This is a genomic window from Bacillus sp. TH30 (assembly GCF_016650875.1).
Classification (GTDB): Bacteria; Bacillota; Bacilli; order Bacillales; family Bacillaceae_G; genus Bacillus_A; species Bacillus_A mycoides.
This window is the reverse complement of the sequence record NZ_JAEKEY010000002.1, coordinates 980,321-1,001,184: the sequence shown is the minus strand read 5'-3', so window position 1 is coordinate 1,001,184 and position 20,864 is coordinate 980,321. Positions and strand designations below refer to the sequence as shown.

20 protein-coding genes, 2 other RNA genes and 2 riboswitches are annotated in these 20,864 nt (G+C 35.2%); of the genes, 19 read left to right on the top strand and 3 right to left on the bottom strand.

All coding sequences use genetic code 11. From position 1 onward, the window contains the following. Window positions 1-132 precede the first annotated feature (132 nt). The 6 genes from JFU20_RS07235 to pbuX all read left to right on the top strand — a co-directional run bounded on the left by JFU20_RS07235 (window position 133) and on the right by pbuX (window position 7,373). Window positions 133-2,070: an ATP-dependent DNA helicase gene (locus JFU20_RS07235; RefSeq protein ID WP_002011942.1), complete on the top strand. Its 1,938-nt coding sequence runs from the start codon at window positions 133-135 to the stop codon at window positions 2,068-2,070. A 118-nt stretch (window positions 2,071-2,188) separates the two neighbouring features. Further along, on the top strand, window positions 2,189-3,706 hold the full coding sequence (gene ypwA / locus JFU20_RS07230) for a carboxypeptidase (RefSeq protein WP_002011941.1): 1,518 nt from the start codon (window positions 2,189-2,191) through the stop codon (window positions 3,704-3,706). Between the two features lie 48 nt (window positions 3,707-3,754). Then, a complete protein-coding gene (locus tag JFU20_RS07225; RefSeq protein ID WP_002166059.1) occupies window positions 3,755-4,228 on the top strand; it encodes a GNAT family N-acetyltransferase in 474 nt (157 codons plus the stop codon). Between the two features lie 154 nt (window positions 4,229-4,382). After that, on the top strand, window positions 4,383-5,141 hold the full coding sequence (locus tag JFU20_RS07220) for a type I methionyl aminopeptidase (protein WP_002011939.1): 759 nt from the start codon (window positions 4,383-4,385) through the stop codon (window positions 5,139-5,141). A 104-nt stretch (window positions 5,142-5,245) separates the two neighbouring features. After that, window positions 5,246-5,347: riboswitch (purine riboswitch) on the top strand. 106 nt (window positions 5,348-5,453) lie between these two features. After that, complete coding sequence (locus JFU20_RS07215) at window positions 5,454-6,047, top strand: xanthine phosphoribosyltransferase (protein WP_000866483.1); 594 nt, start codon at window positions 5,454-5,456, stop codon at window positions 6,045-6,047. Between the two features lie 3 nt (window positions 6,048-6,050). Next, window positions 6,051-7,373: a xanthine permease PbuX gene (gene pbuX, locus JFU20_RS07210; protein ID WP_002011937.1), complete on the top strand. Its 1,323-nt coding sequence runs from the start codon at window positions 6,051-6,053 to the stop codon at window positions 7,371-7,373. A gap of 14 nt (window positions 7,374-7,387) precedes the next feature. Here the strand turns inward: pbuX and JFU20_RS07205 are convergent, their stop codons facing one another. Beyond that, entirely contained in the window at window positions 7,388-8,551 is a 1,164-nt protein-coding gene (locus JFU20_RS07205; protein ID WP_002166058.1) for a DUF418 domain-containing protein, read from the bottom strand. A 354-nt stretch (window positions 8,552-8,905) separates the two neighbouring features. Between JFU20_RS07205 and JFU20_RS07200 the strand changes: the two genes are divergently transcribed. Both JFU20_RS07200 and JFU20_RS07195 read left to right on the top strand, forming a co-directional pair. Next, complete coding sequence (locus JFU20_RS07200) at window positions 8,906-9,061, top strand: hypothetical protein (protein ID WP_002011935.1); 156 nt, start codon at window positions 8,906-8,908, stop codon at window positions 9,059-9,061. Between the two features lie 218 nt (window positions 9,062-9,279). Further along, entirely contained in the window at window positions 9,280-12,939 is a 3,660-nt protein-coding gene (locus JFU20_RS07195; protein ID WP_002011933.1) for a dynamin family protein, read from the top strand. Window positions 12,940-12,942: 3 nt separating this feature from the next. Here JFU20_RS07195 and JFU20_RS07190 read toward each other — a convergent pair whose 3' ends face one another. Then, window positions 12,943-13,197 carry a DUF3931 domain-containing protein gene (locus tag JFU20_RS07190; RefSeq protein WP_000369740.1) on the bottom strand — a complete coding sequence of 85 codons (255 nt, stop codon included), beginning with the start codon at window positions 13,195-13,197 and terminating at the stop codon, window positions 12,943-12,945. A 71-nt stretch (window positions 13,198-13,268) separates the two neighbouring features. Between JFU20_RS07190 and JFU20_RS07185 the strand changes: the two genes are divergently transcribed. From JFU20_RS07185 to ssrS (JFU20_RS07165), 5 genes are all read left to right on the top strand, one after another. Continuing rightward, on the top strand, window positions 13,269-13,736 hold the full coding sequence (locus JFU20_RS07185) for a GNAT family N-acetyltransferase (protein ID WP_002011932.1): 468 nt from the start codon (window positions 13,269-13,271) through the stop codon (window positions 13,734-13,736). 21 nt (window positions 13,737-13,757) lie between these two features. Then, entirely contained in the window at window positions 13,758-14,030 is a 273-nt protein-coding gene (locus tag JFU20_RS07180) for a YpbS family protein (protein ID WP_000451806.1), read from the top strand. 2 nt (window positions 14,031-14,032) lie between these two features. Next, window positions 14,033-14,866 carry a sulfurtransferase gene (locus tag JFU20_RS07175; protein ID WP_002011931.1) on the top strand — a complete coding sequence of 278 codons (834 nt, stop codon included), beginning with the start codon at window positions 14,033-14,035 and terminating at the stop codon, window positions 14,864-14,866. Between the two features lie 116 nt (window positions 14,867-14,982). Further along, window positions 14,983-15,165: non-coding RNA, 6S RNA (ssrS, locus tag JFU20_RS07170), on the top strand. 21 nt (window positions 15,166-15,186) lie between these two features. After that, window positions 15,187-15,370: non-coding RNA, 6S RNA (ssrS, locus tag JFU20_RS07165), on the top strand. A 55-nt stretch (window positions 15,371-15,425) separates the two neighbouring features. Here ssrS (JFU20_RS07165) and JFU20_RS07160 read toward each other — a convergent pair. Continuing rightward, window positions 15,426-15,875, bottom strand: coding sequence for a hypothetical protein (locus tag JFU20_RS07160; protein WP_002166056.1), 450 nt, complete (start codon window positions 15,873-15,875; stop codon window positions 15,426-15,428). 83 nt (window positions 15,876-15,958) lie between these two features. On the opposite strand from JFU20_RS07160, the gene JFU20_RS07155 reads away from it, so the two are divergent. The 6 genes from JFU20_RS07155 to JFU20_RS07130 all read left to right on the top strand — a co-directional run bounded on the left by JFU20_RS07155 (window position 15,959) and on the right by JFU20_RS07130 (window position 20,818). Then, the gene (locus tag JFU20_RS07155; RefSeq protein ID WP_002086563.1) at window positions 15,959-16,270 is read left to right on the top strand and encodes a hypothetical protein; all 312 of its coding nucleotides are present in this window, start codon (window positions 15,959-15,961) and stop codon (window positions 16,268-16,270) included. A gap of 3 nt (window positions 16,271-16,273) precedes the next feature. Then, window positions 16,274-17,509, top strand: coding sequence for a glutathionylspermidine synthase family protein (locus tag JFU20_RS07150; protein ID WP_002011926.1), 1,236 nt, complete (start codon window positions 16,274-16,276; stop codon window positions 17,507-17,509). Next, complete coding sequence (locus JFU20_RS07145; protein WP_002086561.1) at window positions 17,506-17,892, top strand: DUF350 domain-containing protein; 387 nt, start codon at window positions 17,506-17,508, stop codon at window positions 17,890-17,892. Before JFU20_RS07150 ends, JFU20_RS07145 begins: the two co-directional genes overlap by 4 nt. Before the next feature lie 203 nt (window positions 17,893-18,095). Beyond that, a riboswitch (M-box (ykoK) riboswitch) is annotated at window positions 18,096-18,261 on the top strand. Window positions 18,262-18,615: 354 nt separating this feature from the next. Continuing rightward, window positions 18,616-19,341, top strand: coding sequence for a P-type ATPase actuator domain-containing protein (locus JFU20_RS07140; RefSeq protein WP_002011924.1), 726 nt, complete (start codon window positions 18,616-18,618; stop codon window positions 19,339-19,341). 132 nt (window positions 19,342-19,473) lie between these two features. Further along, a complete protein-coding gene (locus tag JFU20_RS07135; protein WP_002011923.1) occupies window positions 19,474-20,340 on the top strand; it encodes a 5'-3' exonuclease in 867 nt (288 codons plus the stop codon). A gap of 337 nt (window positions 20,341-20,677) precedes the next feature. Then, a complete protein-coding gene (locus JFU20_RS07130) occupies window positions 20,678-20,818 on the top strand; it encodes an FbpB family small basic protein (protein ID WP_001228051.1) in 141 nt (46 codons plus the stop codon). The last annotated feature ends 46 nt before the right edge of the window (window positions 20,819-20,864 follow it).

Genomic DNA, 20,864 nt, shown 5'->3' with positions numbered 1-20,864 from the left:
ATTTTCCTTTTTCGAAAGGAAAATTTTTTTTCGTGTATTTCTATGTATTGTAACAGGGGAAAGTGGCTGCACACATGTGAGTAGCAGTTGCTATATCTTTTTATAGAAAAACTGTTTGGTTGGAGGCTAAGGATGTTTACTGAGAATAGGTTACCATTTGAAGTAGGAAAACAAGATAATTTTTATGATAAGTTGAATGAGTGGATTGGAGATGTGTTTTACGACATTCTTCCGGAAAAAGGATTTGAAGAGCGTGATGAACAGATTTTTATGGCGTTTCAGTTAGAGCGCGCTTTCCAAGAGAAGAAAGTTATGTTTGCAGAAGCAGGTGTAGGAACAGGGAAAACAATTGTATATCTTTTATATGCAATTTGTTATGCACGTTATACAGGGAAGCCGGCTATTATCGCTTGTGCAGATGAAACGTTAATTGAGCAGCTTGTGAAAGAAGAAGGAGACATTGCTAAGTTATCTGAAGCATTAGGGCTATCTGTTGATGTTAGACTTGCGAAGTCAATGGATAATTATTTATGTTTACGTAAACTTGAAGATGTTATGAGTGGACGAGCTCCAGAAGTAATTGAAGATGTATATTACGAATTACCTCAGTTCGTATTCGATCATGGTACGATGCAGAACTTTACTCACTATGGTGATCGAAAAGAATTTCCACTGTTAAATGACGAGGAATGGTCAAAGGTAAACTGGGATTACTTCCAAGATTGCTTCACTTGTGATTCTCGTCATCGTTGTGGTCAAACTCTTTCGCGCGAGCATTATCGTAAAGCGGCAGATTTAATCATTTGTTCTCAAGATTTCTATATGGATCATATTTGGACGTACGAAGCTCGCAAACGTGAAGGACAAATTCCGTTATTACCAGAAAGTAGCTGCGTTGTATTCGATGAAGGGCATCTTGTAGAATATGCAGCTCAAAAAGCTTTAACGTACCGTTTAAAACAAACGATGATGGAGCAACTTTTAACGAGATTATTACAAAATGATATTCGTGAAGAGTTCGCACATTTAGTAGAAGAAACAATTTGGCAAACTGAACAATTCTTTGGGGTACTACAAGAGAATAAAAAGGAAATTGAAGGTTCTGATCGTTTAGAAATTACTGTGACAGAAAAGGTAACTGCAGAAGCGAAAAGACTTTATGCGAAAATCGGTGAAGTCGGTGATGCATTAGTATTTGAAAGTGAAATGCATACAGTAAACACATACGATTTAAATATTGTTGATGAGCATTTAGATGTGTTAGAGCATTCACTTCGTCTTTTCATGCACGAGAAAAATGTAATTACGTGGGGTGAAGAAGGCGATGGTGCTTTCACGTTAGTTATTATGCCGCGTGCAGTTGAAGAAGTGTTACAAGAAAAAGTATTCTCGAAGAAGATTCCATATATTTTCTCTTCTGCGACATTATCTGACAATGATTCGTTCGCATTTACTGCAAATAGTCTAGGGGTAAAAGATTACTTATCATTCTCAGTTGCTTCGCCGTTTGATTATGAAGAGCAAATGACAGTAAACTTACTTCCGTATACGAAAGAAAATGAATGGGAAAGAAAGTGTCAATATACACTTGAAAATATACAAAAAACAAATGGACGTACACTCGTATTATTCCGTACAACGCAAGAACTTGCAGCGTTTAAAGAATATGTAAGTAAAGAGCAAATGTCAGTTCCGTTCCTATATGAAGGAGATCAAGAAATTAGTCAGCTCGTTTCTCGTTTCCAAAATGAAGAAGAGACTGTACTTTGTGCCGTTCATTTATGGGAAGGTTTAGACATTCCAGGTTCATCATTATCACATGTTATTATTTGGTCATTACCATTCCCTCCAAACGATCCTGTGTTTGAGGCGAAGCGTAAACATGTGAATGATCCATTCTGGGACGTAGATGTGCCTTATATGATTTTACGTCTTCGCCAAGGAATTGGACGTTTAATTCGTACAAGTGAAGATAAAGGTGCTATATCATTATTCTTATCAGATAATGAAGATGAAAAAGTGATAGAAGCAGTGAAGAAAGTACTTCCGGTAGAAGGAAAAGTACTTTAAGCGAAAAAATGTTGTAGGGAAAAGTTTGGCATTTGCCAAGCTTTTTTTCTATTAGAAAAGGAATTTATGTTTTAGTGTCGAAATAAGTTTGAGGTAGAAAAAGGAGGTTTTTTATACTATGACAGTTGCTACATATGAAGTGGAAAAACAATTTTTAACATATGTGAAGAAGATAGAGAATTACGGAGAGGCATTAAGCTTAATGTTTTGGGATTTAAGAACAGGTGCACCAAAGCAAGGAGTAGACCAGCGTTCAGAAGTAATTGGAATGCTTTCATCCGAAGTGTTTGCGATGTCGACTTCAGATGAGATGGGGAACTATTTAACTGAACTAGAATCTTTAATTGTTGAAAATAAACTTTCTGAAACGACAAAGAAAATGGTTGAAGAGTGTCGTAAAGAATATGATAGAAATAAGAAAATTCCACAAGCGGAATATGAAGCGTATGTGAAATTAGAAGCGAAAGCGGAAAGTGTATGGGAAGAAGCTCGCGAAAAATCTGACTTCGAAATGTTCCGTCCGTATTTAGAAAAAATTGTTGAATTCAAAAAGAAGTTTATTACATATTGGGGTTACGAAACGTACAAATATAACACGCTATTAGACATGTATGAGCCGGGAATCACAGTAGAAGTGTTAGATCATGTATTTGGTCAACTACGTGAACGTATCGTTCCGCTTGTGAAAGAAATTTCTGAGTCTAAAAAAGAATTAAAAACAAATGCTTTAGCTGAACATTTTTCAAAAGAAAAACAAAAGAATTTTACTTTAGAGTTATTAAAACAATTGAACTATAACTTTGAAGCGGGTCGTCTTGATGAAACGGTACATCCTTTTGAAATTACATTAAATAGAGGGGATGTTCGTATTACGACTCGTTACGATGAGAAAGACTTCCGTATGGCTGTTTTCGGCACGATTCATGAATGTGGTCATGCTGTATATGAACAAAATATTGCAGAGGAATTTGAAGGTACACCGCTATGTAGTGGAACTTCTATGGGTATTCATGAGTCACAATCATTATTCTTTGAGAACTTTATCGGTCGTAATAAATCATTTTGGAAGAAAAATTATGATTTATTAAAAGAGTATAGCGATGGTCAATTCAATGATATATCAGTAGACGAGTTTTATGATGCGATTAACGAATCGAAGCCATCGTTTATTCGTATAGAAGCAGATGAGCTTACATATCCGCTTCACGTCATGGTTCGTTATGAACTTGAGAAAGAATTATTTGATGGTACATTACAAGTGAAGGATTTGCCAACGGCTTGGAATGATAAGATGGAAGCATATTTAGGAATTCGTCCGGAAAACGATGCACAGGGTGTATTGCAAGATGTTCACTGGGCTGGTGGTTCATTTGGATACTTCCCATCTTATGCGCTTGGTTATATGTATGCAGCGCAATTTAAACATAGGATGCTAAAGGATATTCCAAACTTTGATGCATTATTAGAAGAAGGAAACGTGACACCAATTCGTGAATGGTTAACAGAGAATATTCACCAATATGGCAAAACGAAAAAACCACTTGAAATTTTAAAAGATGTGACAGGTGAAGGTTTAAATGCAAACTACTTAGCTGATTATTTAGAAGCTAAATATAAAGAGATTTATGAGTTATAAAACAGGAGCTGCTTAATTGCAGCTTTTTTTTATGAGGGAGTGAGAGAAATGGGCTATATGTTTACAGTAATGTCGCAAGCGGAAGCAGAAGAAATTGCATATAACTGGCATTATGAAGGGGAGTATTCCTTTTATGATATAGAGGCAGATGAAGAAGATTTAGCTGAGTTTTTAGAGGATGAGAGTAGAGGGAATCATACATTTTCTGTGAAGGAAAATGGTACTCTCATTGGTTTCTTTAGTTTTAGTAACATAAATAATCAAACGGTTGATATAGGTCTTGGAATGAGACCTGATATAACTGGGAATGGATTTGGTCTACAGTTCGTAAAAGCTGGACTAGCTTTTAGTAAAGAAAAATACGGATGCAATTATATAACACTATCAGTAGCGACATTTAATGAAAGAGCGATTAAAGTGTATAAAAGAGCAGGATTTGAAGCTGTTGGAACGTTTATACAGAAAACAAATGGTAGTTGTTTTGAGTTTTTGAAAATGAATTATATATGTAAAAATGATTAAAAAACAGAGGAGAGCTTCTGTTTTTTTATTTTGATGTAGAAATAAATGATGTTTGTTTTTGTACTTGTTTTAATTAGAAGTTTTGAAATTTTGGAAGAGGATGTGTATGATTGAAGTTTAGTAGCAAATAGCAAGTTTAGTAAGGAGAGGTAGTATGATTACAATTAAAACGAAAAATGAAATAGATTTGATGCATGAATCTGGGAAATTACTTGCTTCATGTCATAGGGAAATTGCCAAAATGATGAAACCAGGTATTACGACAAAAGAAATTGATACGTTTGTTGAAGCATATTTAGAAAAGCATGGTGCAACATCTGAACAGAAAGGTTACAACGGGTATCCATATGCGATATGTGCATCTGTAAACGATGAAATGTGTCATGGGTTTCCCGCGGATGTTCCTTTAACTGAGGGCGATATTGTAACAATTGACATGGTAGTAAACTTAAATGGTGGTCTTTCAGATTCTGCTTGGACGTATAGAATTGGAAACGTTTCTGATGAAGCAGAAATGTTATTGTTAGTAGCTGAGAATGCTTTGTATAAAGGGATTGATCAGGCGGTAATCGGTAATCATGTAGGAGACGTTGGCTATGCAATTGAAAGTTATGTAGCAAATGAAGGTTTTTCTGTCGCAAGAGACTTTACGGGACACGGGATCGGTAAAGAGATTCATGAAGAACCAGCGATTTTTCATTTTGGTAAACAAGGACAAGGGCCTGAGTTACAAGAAGGAATGGTAATTACAATTGAACCCATAGTAAATGTAGGTATGCGATATTCTAAAGTAGATTTAAATGGGTGGACTGCAAGAACGATGGACGGTAAATTATCAGCTCAATATGAGCATACAATTGCGATTACAAAAGATGGTCCAATCATTTTAACGACGCTTAAATATGAAATGTAAGAGTTTGCAAAACTCGAACGAAAATAGTATTTTCATAAAATTCGTACGTGTTTTTTTAATAAATGCTTTCCAAAATTTAAAAAGTGCGTTATAATCCTTCTATAAAATAAATAGTTAGCTACACTCATATAATCGCGGGGATATGGCCTGCAAGTTTCTACCGAAGTACCGTAAATACTTTGACTATGAGTGAGGACGAATATATTTGCTTGTTTAGCATTCTTTTTTGCGAAACTCCAAAAGCGCGTCTCTCACTTGTAACGAGTGGTGGCGGCTTTTGGAGTTTTTTATTGCATAAGAGGGGGAACAAACATGAAAGTATTACAAGAAAAGATTTTGAACGAAGGAAAGGTTTTATCTGGTGACGTATTAAAGGTAGATGCATTTTTAAATCATCAAATTGACCCAGTACTTATGCAAGAGATCGGAAAAGAATTTGCTAAACGTTTTAAAGAAGAGAACATTACAAAAATCGTGACGATTGAATCTTCAGGCATTGCACCAGCAGTTATGGCTGCATTAGAGCTTGGTGTAAAAGTAATCTTTGCAAGAAAACGTAAATCGTTAACGTTACAAGATAATATGTACGTTGCAAACGTATACTCATTTACGAAACAAGAAACGAATGAAATTTCATTATCTCGAAATCATATCGATGAAAATGATCGCGTTTTAATTATCGATGACTTTTTAGCAAACGGTCAGGCTGCTTTAGGTTTAATGAGTTTAGTAGAGCAAGCTGGAGCAAGTATTGCAGGAATTGGTATTGTTATTGAAAAAGCATTTCAAGATGGAGGAAAGAAGCTTCGCGAACAAGGAGTTCGTGTTGAGTCACTAGCAGAAATTGCATCACTTGATAACGGCACAGTTACATTTGTACAGCAAGAAACTGCGGAGGTGAAATAAACGATGAAGCAACATCCATTTAAAATCGCATCGCTTGGTATGCAGCATATGCTTGCTATGTATGCTGGTGCAATTATCGTTCCGCTTATTGTGGGTGGTGGACTTGGTTTAAATCAAAAAGAGTTAACATATTTAGTCTCAATTGATTTATTAATGTGCGGCGTTGCGACAATTTTACAAGCATTATCAAATCGCTTTTTCGGTATTGGACTTCCAGTTGTACTTGGTTGTACATTTACAGCGGTTGGACCGATGATTGCAATCGGAAAACAATACGGGGTGTCTTCTATTTATGGAGCGATTATTGCTGCCGGGTTATTCGTTGTTATTTTTGCGAAATTATTTGGAAAGCTTGTAAAACTGTTTCCACCTGTTGTAACAGGATCTGTCGTTACCGTAATTGGAGTTACACTTGTTCCAGCAGCAATTAATGATATGGCTGGAGGAGTAGGAAGTAAAGATTTCGGTAGTCTTGAAAATTTAGCGTTAGCATTTGGTGTATTATTATTTATCATCATTATGTATCGTTTCTTTGACGGATTTATTCGTTCAATCTCTATTTTACTAGGTCTATTGTTCGGTACAATCGTTGCAGCATTTATGGGGAAAGTAAGTTTGCAAGCGGTTGGAGAAGCGGATTGGTTCCACGGTATTCAGCCATTTTACTTCGGTACACCAACATTTGAATTAACGCCAATTATTACGATGATTCTCGTTGCTTGCGTAGGAATTGTGGAAGCAACAGGGGTATATTTTGCATTATCTGATATTTGCAATAAAAAGATCGGTGAAAAAGAATTAACAAAAGGCTATCGCGCAGAAGGATTAGCAATGGTTCTAGGTGGTATTTTTAACGCATTTCCATACACAACATATTCTCAAAACGTAGGACTTGTTCAATTAACTGGAGTAAGAAATCGCGTCATTATCTATACTTGTGGTGGTATGTTAATTGCTCTTGGGTTTATTCCTAAAATCGCAGCCATTACAACAATTATTCCGAAATCAGTACTTGGCGGTGCAATGCTAGCAATGTTCGGCATGGTTATGGCATATGGTATTAAAATGTTAAGCAGTGTTGATTTTGGAAAACAAGAAAATTTATTAATTGTCGCATGTTCTGTCGGAATCGGACTTGGAGTTACAGTTGTTCCAACGTTATTTTCACAGCTTCCGGAAAATATTCGTATTTTAACTGATAACGGAATTGTACTTGGAAGTGCATCAGCAGTACTTTTAAATATTGTATTTAATATGGTGCCGCATCGCAAAGTAAAAGTAAAAGAAGAACCAGTCTCTATGCAAAGTGCAGTAAGAGAAGCGTAAAAAGCAAGGTCTCATTATGAGACCTTGCTTTTCTTTTTAAGTGGCATCATTTTCCCGTACGTACCAAGACGCCAAATGTACTCAAGTGGCCCGTATTGATAACGTGACAGCCACCAGCGGCTAATAAAGATTTGCAACGTGTAGAAACCGATGCAAAATAGTGGTCCGATCCATAATGGAGCGGGATAATAATTTTTGAAAAATAGACCGAATACAAGTAACGTAACAATGGTATGCGTGATGTAATTTGTTAACGCCATTCGTCCGACATATTGGAATGGTCGTAATAATTTTTGCCATCTTTCTTTTTGTAATAAGCGCATGAGTGTAAAAATGTAAAAGATGAATAATGTTTTTCCACTAAACATTGTAAAGGCACTCATATAAATCGGATCATAAGGTTGTTTTGACAAGAAATAACGAACCATAAAGAACCACATTGGTAATGTTAAAACGAACATAATGATTTGCCATTTTTTTAGTTTTGGATCTAATTCTTTTGAACGGCGGAAAATATCTTTTTTACCAGCATATAAACCAAGCAAAAATAATCCAACTGTTTCTGGAAGCATGAATGCACTTAGCCCAATTGTTTCAGAATAAAACGCATGGAAACGATTTTGTATTTGTAACATCCAGTCTTCTAATGGCATGATTGGTAAGGAGAGTCCTAGCTCATCTCTTGGCATTAAGGCAATTCCAATGCTAGTAATTAGCATTAAAAATTGAAAAATGCTTAGTAAAACTAATGCCCAAATCAAAATAGTACGAGGTTCTCTCTTATAAAATAACAATAAGAAAAATCCAGCGATTGCATAACTATGTAAGATGTCCCCGTCCCATAAAAGAACGTAATGCAAGAACCCAAATAATAATAAAATAAGCAAGCGGCGAACAAATAAAGTTTTCGGACGATCTGTTTTCGCCTCAGCACGATTCATAAAGATATAAAAACCTAATCCGAATAAAAATGAAAAAATAGTATAAAACTTTGTTTGAATAAACATGTCATAAAATAAGCGAATATAGCTGTCTAATCCATCATAAACGCCGGAAATATCTCGAGAATCAACACCAGCGATAACTGGCCAGTTAACAAGAAAAATACCTAGTACAGCTATTCCTCTAATAATATCGATGGAATGTATCCTCTCGCCTTGTGAAATATTTTGTGTCATTATTTTCCTCCTTGTTAAGTAATTCCCTTTTATCCCGCATTAACAAGCAGTAAGACTCCCACTTCAAAATTCAGTGAATACGAGGAAGTTAGGTGGGAGATCAACTGCTTGTAAAAGCCCGATTGGTTCAACTAATAATTAGTGGAGATGGGAAATATCCCCACTAATTACAGTTTCACTTTATTATACAAAATGTAAAGGGGAGGGTATATAGGTTATTTCCAATTTTTAAAACTGCTAAGATGTGTATTATGAGATATAATAAGAGTGCACAGCAAGTTTTAAACTTCTTTAAAACAGGCAGTAAAGCTCCTTTTCCCGAAGGAGCTTTCTTTTTTTAGAAATTTGTTGATAATGATTCTCTTTAATGATAAAATGTATTCAAAAGTGATAATCATTATCAAAAAAGGTTGGTGTGTTAATATGGTGTATGCACTTGTTGCAGGAACGATTGCTATATATGTTGGTGTTACAAAGTATGTATTAAATGGAGTAGGAACAACAAAATGAATAATATTACATAAAATCCCTTTCATTTGTAAAAAGAATGAAAGGGATTTTTTATTTTTGATGTGAATATGCTGAAAATTTAGTATGATAATAAAGTGAAACTTTAATCAGCGGGGAGGTCTATCTCGCACTGATTATTAGCCCGCACGAAACGGGCTTTTACTGCCCACAAATAGCGGGATAAAGTATATACATCTTGGATAAAGGGGAACAAGGGGATGACAAACATAGTACAGACAAACGGTATGAAAAAACTTGTTTGTTTTTATGAAGAGTGGCAAAAAAACGGCGATGTAGAGAATAGTTTGAAGTTGTTTGAAGTGATTCAAAAATATAAACAAGAGCAGCTTATGCTAGCTTTTTGTGGTCATTTTTCTGCGGGGAAATCGACAATGATGAATCACCTATATAAAGCGCAATTATTACCGACAAGTCCGATTCCAACGAGTGCTAACGTTGTTAAAATTGAAAGAGGATCTGATCGTGTTGTTGTAACGATTAAGTCTGGAGAACAGTATGAATATGACGGCGCATATTCAGCAGAAGAATTAAAACAAATATGTAAAGACGGTGATGAAGTAATTGGTGTTCATATTTATCGAAATGATGCGCCAATTCCTGATGGGGTTATGTTAGTTGATACGCCCGGAATTGATTCTACGGATGATGCCCACCAATTAGCGACGGAATCAACACTGCATCTAGCAGATGTTATTTTCTATATGATGGATTATAACCATGTCCAATCAGAGGTTAACTTACAGTTTGTTAAAGAATTGAAACAACGTAATAAAACGGTTTATCTCGTTGTAAACCAAATAGATAAACATAAAGCAAATGAGTTATCGTTTGAAGAGTATAGAGATAGTGTAAAACAGTCTTTTTCTAACTGGGATATTGAAGTAGATGGTATTTTCTATACATCATTGCGAATGATGAATCATCCATACAATGAAATTCAAAGTTTAGAAGCATTAATCTTTTCTATCATGAAAGAAAAAGAGCAGTATGTAAGAAAGGGAATGGAGCGAGAAACAGAATATTTACTGCAAGAACATTGTTCGTTTATTCTTTCTGAAAATGAAAAACATCTCATGAAATATGAAGAAGAATTAACATCACCACTGTCACTTTCAGAGATAGTTGAAAAAAAGGAAGAGTTAACTGAAAATAAAAATCGGGTGGCTAGTAAAGAATCTGATGTGAGAAATGAATTTATAAAAGGTTTACAAGCCATATTAGATAACGCGTATTTAATGCCATTTGAAATGAGAGAATTGGCAAATAAATATTTAGAAACGAAATTAACGAAGTTTAAAGTTGGCTTGTTATTTGCGAAAGGAAAGACGGAGCAAGAAAAACAGAGACGTGTAGATGCTTTTTATTCTGCTCTTCAAAAGACTGTTGAAACGCAACTTGATTTTCATGTGAAAGAATTTATTGTAGCCTTCTTAAAAGAAGAAGGGTTATTTACAGAGGAAATAGGGAAAGGCATATATGCGTTAGAAATTGCTTTCGGACCGGAAGTGTTGGCTGAAACAATTAAACAGGGGGCTGGATTTACCGGTGATTACTTACTTCTGTATACTGCTGACGTTGCAAATGAGTTAAAGAAAAGATACTTTATGAAATCTCAGCAAATCTTTGGAAAAAGTACGGGTATATTGCAGAAGAAAGTGAAGATAGAGATTGCTCGTATTGAAGAAGAAATTGAAAAATACACGATGTTACAAACAGCAAAAGAAACAAAATTACAATACATTAAGACGTATGAGGAATATGAGAGCTATTTAGGAGATATTTGGAATGAAAATGTTTCTATACCAGATGGATTGCAAATAGACGAAATATTACAAAGTAAAAAACAAGTTGTTAGTGAGAAGTTTAAACTACAAGAGCAAGAAATTGTAAATGATAACGTAGCGGCTAGTGAAGAAGAGATTAAAGGAACGAAAGCTTTAAATATTCAGCGTATATTAGAAAAAGTGAAGAAAGCTGAAACGATATTAGATCCATTGCCTACACTGAAACATCTACAGCAAGAAGTAGTTGGAAAAAGACAGCGTGTAGAAACGAAGCAATTTACAGTAGCATTATTTGGAGCTTTTAGTGCTGGGAAATCATCATTTGCTAACGCATTGCTCGGTGAAAAGGTACTTCCTGTATCGCCAAACCCAACGACAGCAACAATAAATCAAATTTTGCCAGTTACAGAAGATAAACAACATGGAACGGTAATTGTCCAGTTTAAATCAGAGCAAGCGCTGTTAGAAGATATGAAAGCTGTTTATAAAATGTTTCACTATGAAATTGCTACATTGGAAGAAGCGTTAACGAAAATTGATCAAATTATGAAATACCCTTCACCAAGCGGGAAGCAAAAAACAACATTTAGCTTTTTGCGAGCGGTACAAAAAGGATATGAGGCAGTTGCTAATCATTTAGGGGAACAATTACAAGTTACGTTAGAGGAGTTCTCTGATTATGTAGCTAATGAAGAAAAATCATGCTTTGTTGAGTATATGGAGCTTTATTATGATTGTGCTTTAACAAGGCAAGGAGTAGCTCTTGTAGATACACCAGGGGCGGATTCTATTAACGCGCGCCATACGGATGTTGCATTCCAGTATATTAAAAACGCAGATGCTATTTTATTCGTAACATACTATAATCATGTTTTCTCTCGTGCAGATCGTGAATTTTTAATTCAGCTCGGTCGTGTAAAGGATACATTTGCACTTGATAAAATGTTCTTCTTAATAAATGCTGCCGATTTAGCACAATCTGAAGAAGAACTTGAAATGGTAAAAGGTTATATTGCGGACCAGCTCCTGCAATACGGTATTAGAAATCCACGTTTATTTGCAATTTCAAGTTTATGTGCGCTTGAAGAAAAGCAAGGGAAAAGTATTGATAAAGAAAAGTATGGTATTTTACAAAACTCCGGGATTACTAAGTTTGAAGAATCATTTACGTCCTTTATGATGAGGGATTTAATGCTTGTATCTGTGCATGCTTTATATGGTGCATTGCAAGGAGCGAATCAGCTTCTTGTAAATATGATAAATGGCGCAAAGCAGGGAAATGATGAGAAAGAGAAGCAAACAAAAAAATATGAAGCAGAGCGTAATCAGCTACTTCATATTATTTCATCATATAGTGTACTTGCTGAAGAGCAAGCAATGCAAAATGAAGTGAAAGAATTGCTTTATTATGTACACCAACGTCTATTTTTACGCTATAACGATGTGTTTACTGAATTTATTAATCCGGCGTCGTTACGAACAGATGGGAATGTGAAAATGCAGTTGCAGCAATGTGTAATGGAATTAGTTTCATTTATTCAACATGATTTATTACAAGAAATGCGTGCGACATCATTACGTCTTGAAAAATGGATAGATGAAGCGATGAAGCGTGCAAAGGATGAAATTGTTGTGAATTGCAAAGTGGAAAATGAATCGATTTCTATGGGTGGAACAGTGGATTATGAATATAAAATTATTACACATAAAGAGCCGTTTCCTTCAATAGAAATAAAAGATTTTAAAAAGGCACTAGCACATTTTAAAAATGAGAAAAGCTTTTTTGAAAAAAATGATAAAGCTTTTATGCAAGAAGACGCTAAAGGAGTGTTAGAACCTTTCGTATCAAACTATGTAGTTGATGAAGAAGATTTATTCGTTCATCATTATAAGCAAGAGTGGAATGCAAAATGGAACCTATTCCAAAAAGTGATGCAGCAAGACGTTGAGAATTATTATGAAAGTATATTATTCGCTTTAGCTGAAACAATTGATGTATCGCTATACGAACAAAGTAAAGAAGAGCTACAAAAGCAGTTAGTAGAAATTGAAAAAGAAATTTATATTAAATAGCTGTTATGAAAAAAAGATTCGTTCAATTTTCTTTTGTAGTACAGTATCTAAAGATTTTACAAACCCTGCAAACTCATCAGTAGAAATCATATGGGTAAGAACTAAGCGTCTGCCGTCTGGTGTTTCACCGCATAAGACGAATGAAGAAAACTCATACGTTTTGTTTTCTACTACTAATTTTGGATAGGAATATGTGTCGCTCTTCTTTTTCTTTCCATCAATAGAGATGACGTTGCATTTTTTCTCATTGTTGTCCATGGTGAATCCCTCCTTTCTATTATCTATGGTAGACAAGGGGGGTTTAGAACAATAGAGGAGGGGGAATTTTTATGTCTGTTGTCATAGAGCGTATTTCGAAAGAAGCTATACCGAAATCTTTATTACTTCTTGCTGATCCAAGTGAAAGCCAAATTGATGCATATGTACAGAGAGGGTATACGTATATAGCTAAACAAGAAGAAAGAATCATCGGTGTATATGTGCTTTTGGAAACAAGACCAAGGACAATGGAAATTATGAATATTGCGGTTGTAGAGCATTTGCAAGGAAAAGGGATTGGAAAGCAGCTATTAAGTCATGCCGTAGAAACTGCTAAAGGATATGGTATGTCAAAACTTGAAGTTGGTACAGGCAATTCTAGTGTTTCACAACTTGCTTTATATCAAAAATGTGGATTTCGTATTTTTTCTATTGATTTTGATTACTTTTCAAAGCATTATGAAGAAGAGATTATTGAAAATGGGATTGTATGTCGCGATATGATTCGGCTTGCAATGGAATTGAATAAGAACGTATAACTTATTTAGGGGGAAGAGAAGATGGAAGTACATAAAGCAATTACAGCACATTCTCGTAAACAAAATGAAAGTGTAAAAGCATGTTTACAATTAGATGCGCAGCGTGAAGCAGCTATTGAAGCAGCCGTATCTCTTGCGTCAAAGGGGAAAGAATTTTCGGTTGATATCATTAATGTTGTAACAAAGCAAATTAATGATCTTGCAAAAAATGGTGTTACACTGCAGCGTAAATTTGTTACAGAAGAAATGGTTATGGAGTATGTAAGTCGTTTGCAAGAGAAAGAAGGTCGTTAAAGATGGTTGTTACAGTCGAATGGTTACGTGAGCATATAGAAGATGAGAATGTCCGTATAATCGATTGTCGATTTGATTTAGCGAATCCTAATTGGGGTAGAGAGAAGTATGAGGAAGAACATATTCCTCATGCGTTATATTTTGATTTAAATTTAGATTTATCAAGTCCTGTAGCAGAACATGGTGGCCGCCATCCGTTGCCAAATATTGAGGAGTTTGCAGACAAGCTTTCACAGACCGGGATTGATGAACATACGACAGTGATTGCGTATGACAGTCAAGCTGGTGCAATGGCTTCTCGTTTATGGTGGTTATTAAACTATGTAGGACATGAGAAAGTGTATATATTAGACGGTGGATTTCCAGCTTGGAAAGAGAATGGATTACACACAACGCCGAATATCCCAGTTATTGCACGAAAACCTTTTATACCGGAAATACAAGAAAATATGCTTGTAACGATGGAAGATGTGAGAGGGAAAATTCGTGCAGGTGCAAATATGACATTAATTGATTCTAGGGAACCAAAACGTTATGCTGGTGCGGAAGAGCTCGTTGATTCGAAGGCAGGGCATATTCCGACGGCAGTAAACTATTTTTGGAAAGATGGGATTTTAGAATCGGGACACTTTAAAAACGAAGAGGAGCAGCAAGGGCGTTTCCAAAATCTTGATAAAGAGAAGGAAACAATCGTATATTGTGGTTCTGGTGTTACAGCGTGTCCGAACATAGTTGCATTAACATTAGCTGGTTTTCAAAATGTTAAATTGTATACAGGTAGCTGGAGTGATTGGATTTCTTACCCAGAAAATCAAATTGCAAAAGAAGAAGATTAATCACTTGCATGCAAAAATAATTTGTATTAAAATAAGGTCACAAGCAAGAGATTGCTTCAAAAAAATTATATTTTACACATTGGAAACAATGTGATAATATAACGACAAGTAAATAATACATCCTGCGGTGTGCGTAACTTATTTATGTCTAAAACCGATGTTAGTTTTACGGAAGCTCAATATTTAGTGACCATTATCAAGCCTTCCTTGTGGAGGAAGATATACGGTAACTGTGAGGGCATCCACCTGCGAGTAGCGGGTTTTTGGACATTTACGAGAGACGGCACTTGCGGGGGTCTTATTTCAACTAATAGTATATAAAATTCCTACGGTGTACGTAGCTTGTGTATGTCTTAAACCAATAAGTATAATGCGGAAGTTCAATATTTAAATGTAGATAGCAGGCCATCTTTTTAAGAAGGAAGTTACAAACATTTGTGAGAACATCCACCTGTGAGAACAGGTTTATGGACATCTATAGATAACGGCATATGTGGGACTATATAAAAAACCTTACGTTTTATACGTAAGGTTTTTTTGTTGAATAAATATACTCATGTTATCTCGATTTACCTGTAAAGTTCCCATAATAAATATAGCACTTGCGGTCTTCATCAATTTCTCTTGAATCGAGGGTGAATTCCAAATGTATTCCATCCCGTTGAATATATATAATATCTGAATGGAGAGAGGGTAAGATATCCTCGTAATTCCAAATATCTTTACTTTCTATCATAATTGAGCAGGTTTCCTTTAGTTCTCTAATTTCAAAACCTATGTGCGAGTATGTAGGATCTGAAGGGTCGTTGGAAAAAACTTCTTTTTGTATATATAACACTGCTGTCCCGTCTGGATCTACTGAAGTTGCAGTAACGATATATGTATTTCTATCTTTTGTAAAATATTCACAAGTCATGCGCGCGACAATTTCAGAATTAGAAATATTTGCGTAGTTCCATAAAGCTGGATACCCGTTTGTTTCATCATTGAGCCGATATTCCAATCGCATTTTATCCCTCTTCTTCCTTTTTCTTCTACTTTATCATGACATCTTATATAATAGAAATATAATTTAAAAAGGGGAGTGCAAAGGTGACAAAAACGAAATGGCTAGTAGGTAGTGTCCTGACATCTTTAATGACGGGCACTTTATTTGGCTGCGCGCAAGATATTCCCCCCGAACCGAATGATAATAGTTGTTCTGATTGGGATTGGGATGATGAACTTGGTGTTTGGCAGTGTGATGATAGTAGTTCAGGTTATCGTGGACATTACTTTTATGGTGGTAAATACTATCAAAATAAATCCACCTTCAAAAATTCATCAGAGTTTAAAACTTATCAATCTTCGGCCGAATTTAAAGGTGGAATTGGAAGCGGTTCAAAAGGTGGATTTGGAGGTTAAAATATGTCGCAATACATAAAGAAACGAAAAGAATTGTATTCGAATTATCCTCATTTCTGGTCGGATTTATATGAATGTGAGTATAGTTTGTTTCATGTTTTCCCGATAACAGAGCAAACGATGAAACAATTACAAGTAGCAACTGAACGAATGGGGAAAATATTTTTTAAGACTGCTAGACTTCTTCGGAATGTATCTAATGAACAGCTTCTTGAACTCGGTTTTCCAACTGCAAGCTTGCCTTTTATTAGACTGAAAGGGATGTATCCTGAATCTGTTATTTCACGATTTGATTTTGCTTTAACAGAGGATAATCGTATTAAAATGCTTGAGTTTAATAGTGATACTCCAACTTTTATTGTGGAATGCTTTCAAATGAATGGAAAAGTTTGTGAAGAACTTGACTATGATGATCCAAATGCAAATCAAGAGCGCTTACTTTCTTCTGGTATTACAAAAGCCGTAATGGAGTTTACAAAAGGAATGGAAGATCCAAATGTTGTTTTCACAGCTCATCCTGAACATATAGAAGATTGGAATACGACTATGTATTTGAGTGGGCTATGTCATGTTGAAAATAAAGTGATGCCAATGACAGAACTTAGAATTACAGATGATGCTTTAGTAGATAGAGATGGTGTACCAATTGATGTTTTGTATCGCCAAACATATCCAATTGAAGACTTAATTGAAGATCAAGATCCCGAAACGGGGGATTTGGTGGGAGTAGAACTTTTGCAACTTGTAAAAGAAGGAAAGCTTTTTATTATAAATCCTTTGTCGGCCTTTTTACTTCAGCCGAAATCAATTCAATGTCTTATTTGGGGATTAGCAGAAGAAGGTGCTTTTTACACAAGTGAGGAACAAAAGTGGATTAAAGAATATATGCTTCCTACATATTTAGAGCCAGATTTATTTTTGGGGAAAAGTCCTTTCGTTCAAAAACCTTCGTTCGGTAGGGAAGGTGACACGATTACGATTCGTGATAAGGATACAAATATTATGATTCGAAATGCACATGAAACGTATAAATCGTCACTGCCTATATTTCAGAAATATACAGAGCTTCCAGTTGTATTTTTGGAAACTGAAAAAGGAATTGAGAAGCTGTCGTACGTGTTTGGGGCTTTTTTAATTGCTGGAAAAGCGAGCAGCATCGGTATACGTGCCGGGGAAAAAATTACGGGAAATGAATCGTATTATTTACCGGTAGGTATTAAGAAGGAGGAAAATAAATGATTAATTTTTTACTATATTTAGCAGTATCACTTGTACTTTTGTGTATCGGTCTTTTTCTTATGGAAGTGACAACGAAAGTTAAGGAATTTAAGTTAATGGCTCAAGGGAATAAAGCGGTAAGCTATGTACTTGGAGGAAGACTACTTGGTCTTGCTATCGTTTTATATTCAACGGCTGCTAATTCTATTTCAATTCTTGATATGGTTTCATGGGGAGCTGTTGGGATCTTAGCTCAAATTATTGTCTTTTATTTAGCGGAATGGCTTACACCACGTTTTAATATTAATAAAAGTCTCGAAGAAGATAATCAAGCAGTTGGTCTTTTCCTTATGTTTTTATCACTTTCCATCGGAATTGTAATTGCTGGTTGTGTAACGTATTAAAACCCTTACATTTTAACGTAAGGGTTTTATTTTTCATTTGCTAATTTTTTGCAATATGTGTTCAATTAATTTATGTAGCCGAACGCTGAGCAGGATGCGTATTAGTGTACTAAACTCGAGATAGTTATTGTAATAAGGAAAAGTTTCCATACAAAGTGTTGACATCTATTTTAAATAAGAGTAACATTTTCTATGTAATTATAATAAGTCTCTGTTAGGTGAGGCTCCTGTATAGAGAAATGCTACTGCCCAAAAATGTCGAGAGACGCCAATGGGTCAACAGGAATGATCGAATTAAGGTTTTTCTTAACGTAGCTGGTAATGAACCTATGCTATACAGTGCTAAAACTCGGCGAGGGAGAGGTCCGTAGATTTCTAATTGTATTATATTAGGAATCGCTTATTTGTGTATGCAATGACCTTTGCTCTCTTATGAGTAAGGGTCTTTTTTGTTAGCAAGCTATGAGTAATTTCATAGTATAGATTATAACTAAAAAATTAAAGAGGAGGTGAGGAGCATGTCAAATTCTGACTCGGTTCCGTTACCCATATACTTCAAATCAAAAATATATGATGTAGGCAGGAAACGACTTGTTCCTCCCTCTATATTTATCATAATGTAGCGTTTATTCGAGTATTTAAGCGCTAGACACTTTCACAGTAAAGTGGATAAATTGAGAAACAAAGCGTTTCTTCCTATGTTGTAAAGGAGGAGACGATAATATGTTATATGTAAATAAAAGTGTGGGTAACACTTCGTATAAATTAAGTAAAAAAGCAATGAAAGAACAAACAATGCTTCAAAAAAATAAAGATTTATTAATTGAAATCGCAACAAGAGATGTAAAATCTGTATTTGCGTATTTTAAAACAACAAGAGACGGACTATCTATGAAAGAGGCACAAAAGCGTATTCAAGTATACGGCCGAAATGAATTAACTTCAAAAAGAGCGCGTATTGCGGAAGTAATGATGAAGCTAAGTGGAATGATCCCAGGTCTTTCAAAACAAAATATGGGTGATGAATTACAATGTGAAACAGTTACTGTTTCTAGAGTAGCTGGCTGTAGCGTAACAGGGCTAAACAGTGAACTAAAAATGATGAAATTACCAGTACAAGAGCTTGTACCTGGAGATATGATTTTTCTTGCAGAGGGCGATACAGTGCCAGCAGATGTACGTATTATTTATGCAAATGATTTATTAGTAAATGAATCTATGCTGACAGGAAATGATGCTAGTATTGAGAAATTTGAAAGTTGCTATCATCTTGAACGTAAACGATTTATTCCATTAAAACGGATGAAAGACTATAATCCACTTGAACTTGAAAATGTATGTTTCAAAGGTACGTATATTGTTGACGGAAATGCAAAGGCTGTAGTTGTTTCGACAGGTAAAAATACGTATTCAGGAATACTTCATACTTGCTGCGGTAGAATGTCTTAATGTGTTAATGATGCTAAATATACAAAAACAATGTATAATAGACAAAGTTGAACAAAAACGTAGAATGGTAATCTATATATAACCTTACGTGATAACGTGAGGTTATTATTTTTTGTTAGTAGGAGAGGAATTATGAAAAAAGTATTATTAGTTGATGGTATGGCACTATTATTTCGTGCTTTTTACGCAACAAGTGTATATGGACAATTTATGAAACGACAAGATGGTACCCCGACGAATGGGATTCATGGTTATATGAAGCATTTATTAACAGCAACACAAGCAATCGAACCAACGCACATTGTAACGTGCTGGGATATGGGAAGTACGACATTTAGAACGGAATCTTTCTCGAATTATAAAGCAAATCGTGCAGCACCGCCGGAAGAATTAATTCCGCAATTTGATTTAGTGCAAGAAATGACTGCGAAATTATCTATGCCTGTAATCGGTATGAAAGGTTATGAAGCGGATGATTGTATCGGTACGCTTGCAAAACAATATTGCAATGAAGCGGAAGTTTATATTTTGACAGGTGATACAGATTTACTTCAACTTGTTGATACGAATGTTACAGTTATGCTTCTTCGTAAAGGAATTGGAAATTACGAGTATTACACACCGGAAAAAATCATGGAAGAGAAAGGTGTAGAACCTTGGCAAATTGTTCATGCGAAAGCTTTCATGGGAGATACAAGTGATAATTATCCGGGTGTAAAAGGTATTGGTGAAAAAACAGCGTATAAGCTGATTCAAGAATACGGGACAGTATCGGCAGTGCTAGAAAATATAGCAGCATTAACGAAAGCGCAGCGCACAAAAATTGAAAGTGATTTAGAGAATTTAAATATCTCTTTACAATTAGCGCAAATTCATTGTGAAGTTCCAATTTCATGCTTATTAGAAGAAGGGTTACACACAATGGACGAAGAAAAACTACGCTTTGTTTGTAACGAAATGAATTGGGGAAGACCTGAAATATTAATTAATATGCTTTAAAGAGCATGGAAAGGTTGATCAAATATATTTTTGATTAACCTTTCTTTTTTTTGTTCACAAAGTTGTCAGAAAATAAACGGAATTTTCATATGAAGTTCAAATGGAATTCACAACAATCAACTATTATAAGGACACACAGATAAATCCTTATCCCGCATTAACGGGAGATAGGACTTCTATCTCAGTATTATAGCTGAATAAAGAGTGATGATGGAAGAGTAACTCCCTGTAAAAGCCCGATTGATGTAGGCTAATAATTAGTGAGGGTAAATCCTCTCATTGATTAAAGTTTCAAGTTATCTTTTATATAAACCATCCCCCAAGGAGGAAAATAAACATGCGAAAAAAAGTGAGAAAATCCTTTAAACAATTATTAATAGAAAATAAACAATCTCTACTAACTAATAAAGAGAATATGAAAGAAATTGAAGAACGGATTGAGAAACGACATGTAGCATATAGTGCTGCTAGCAATTGATAATTTTGTTTATGAAAAAAGCTTGTAGTTTGGATATTATCCGAAC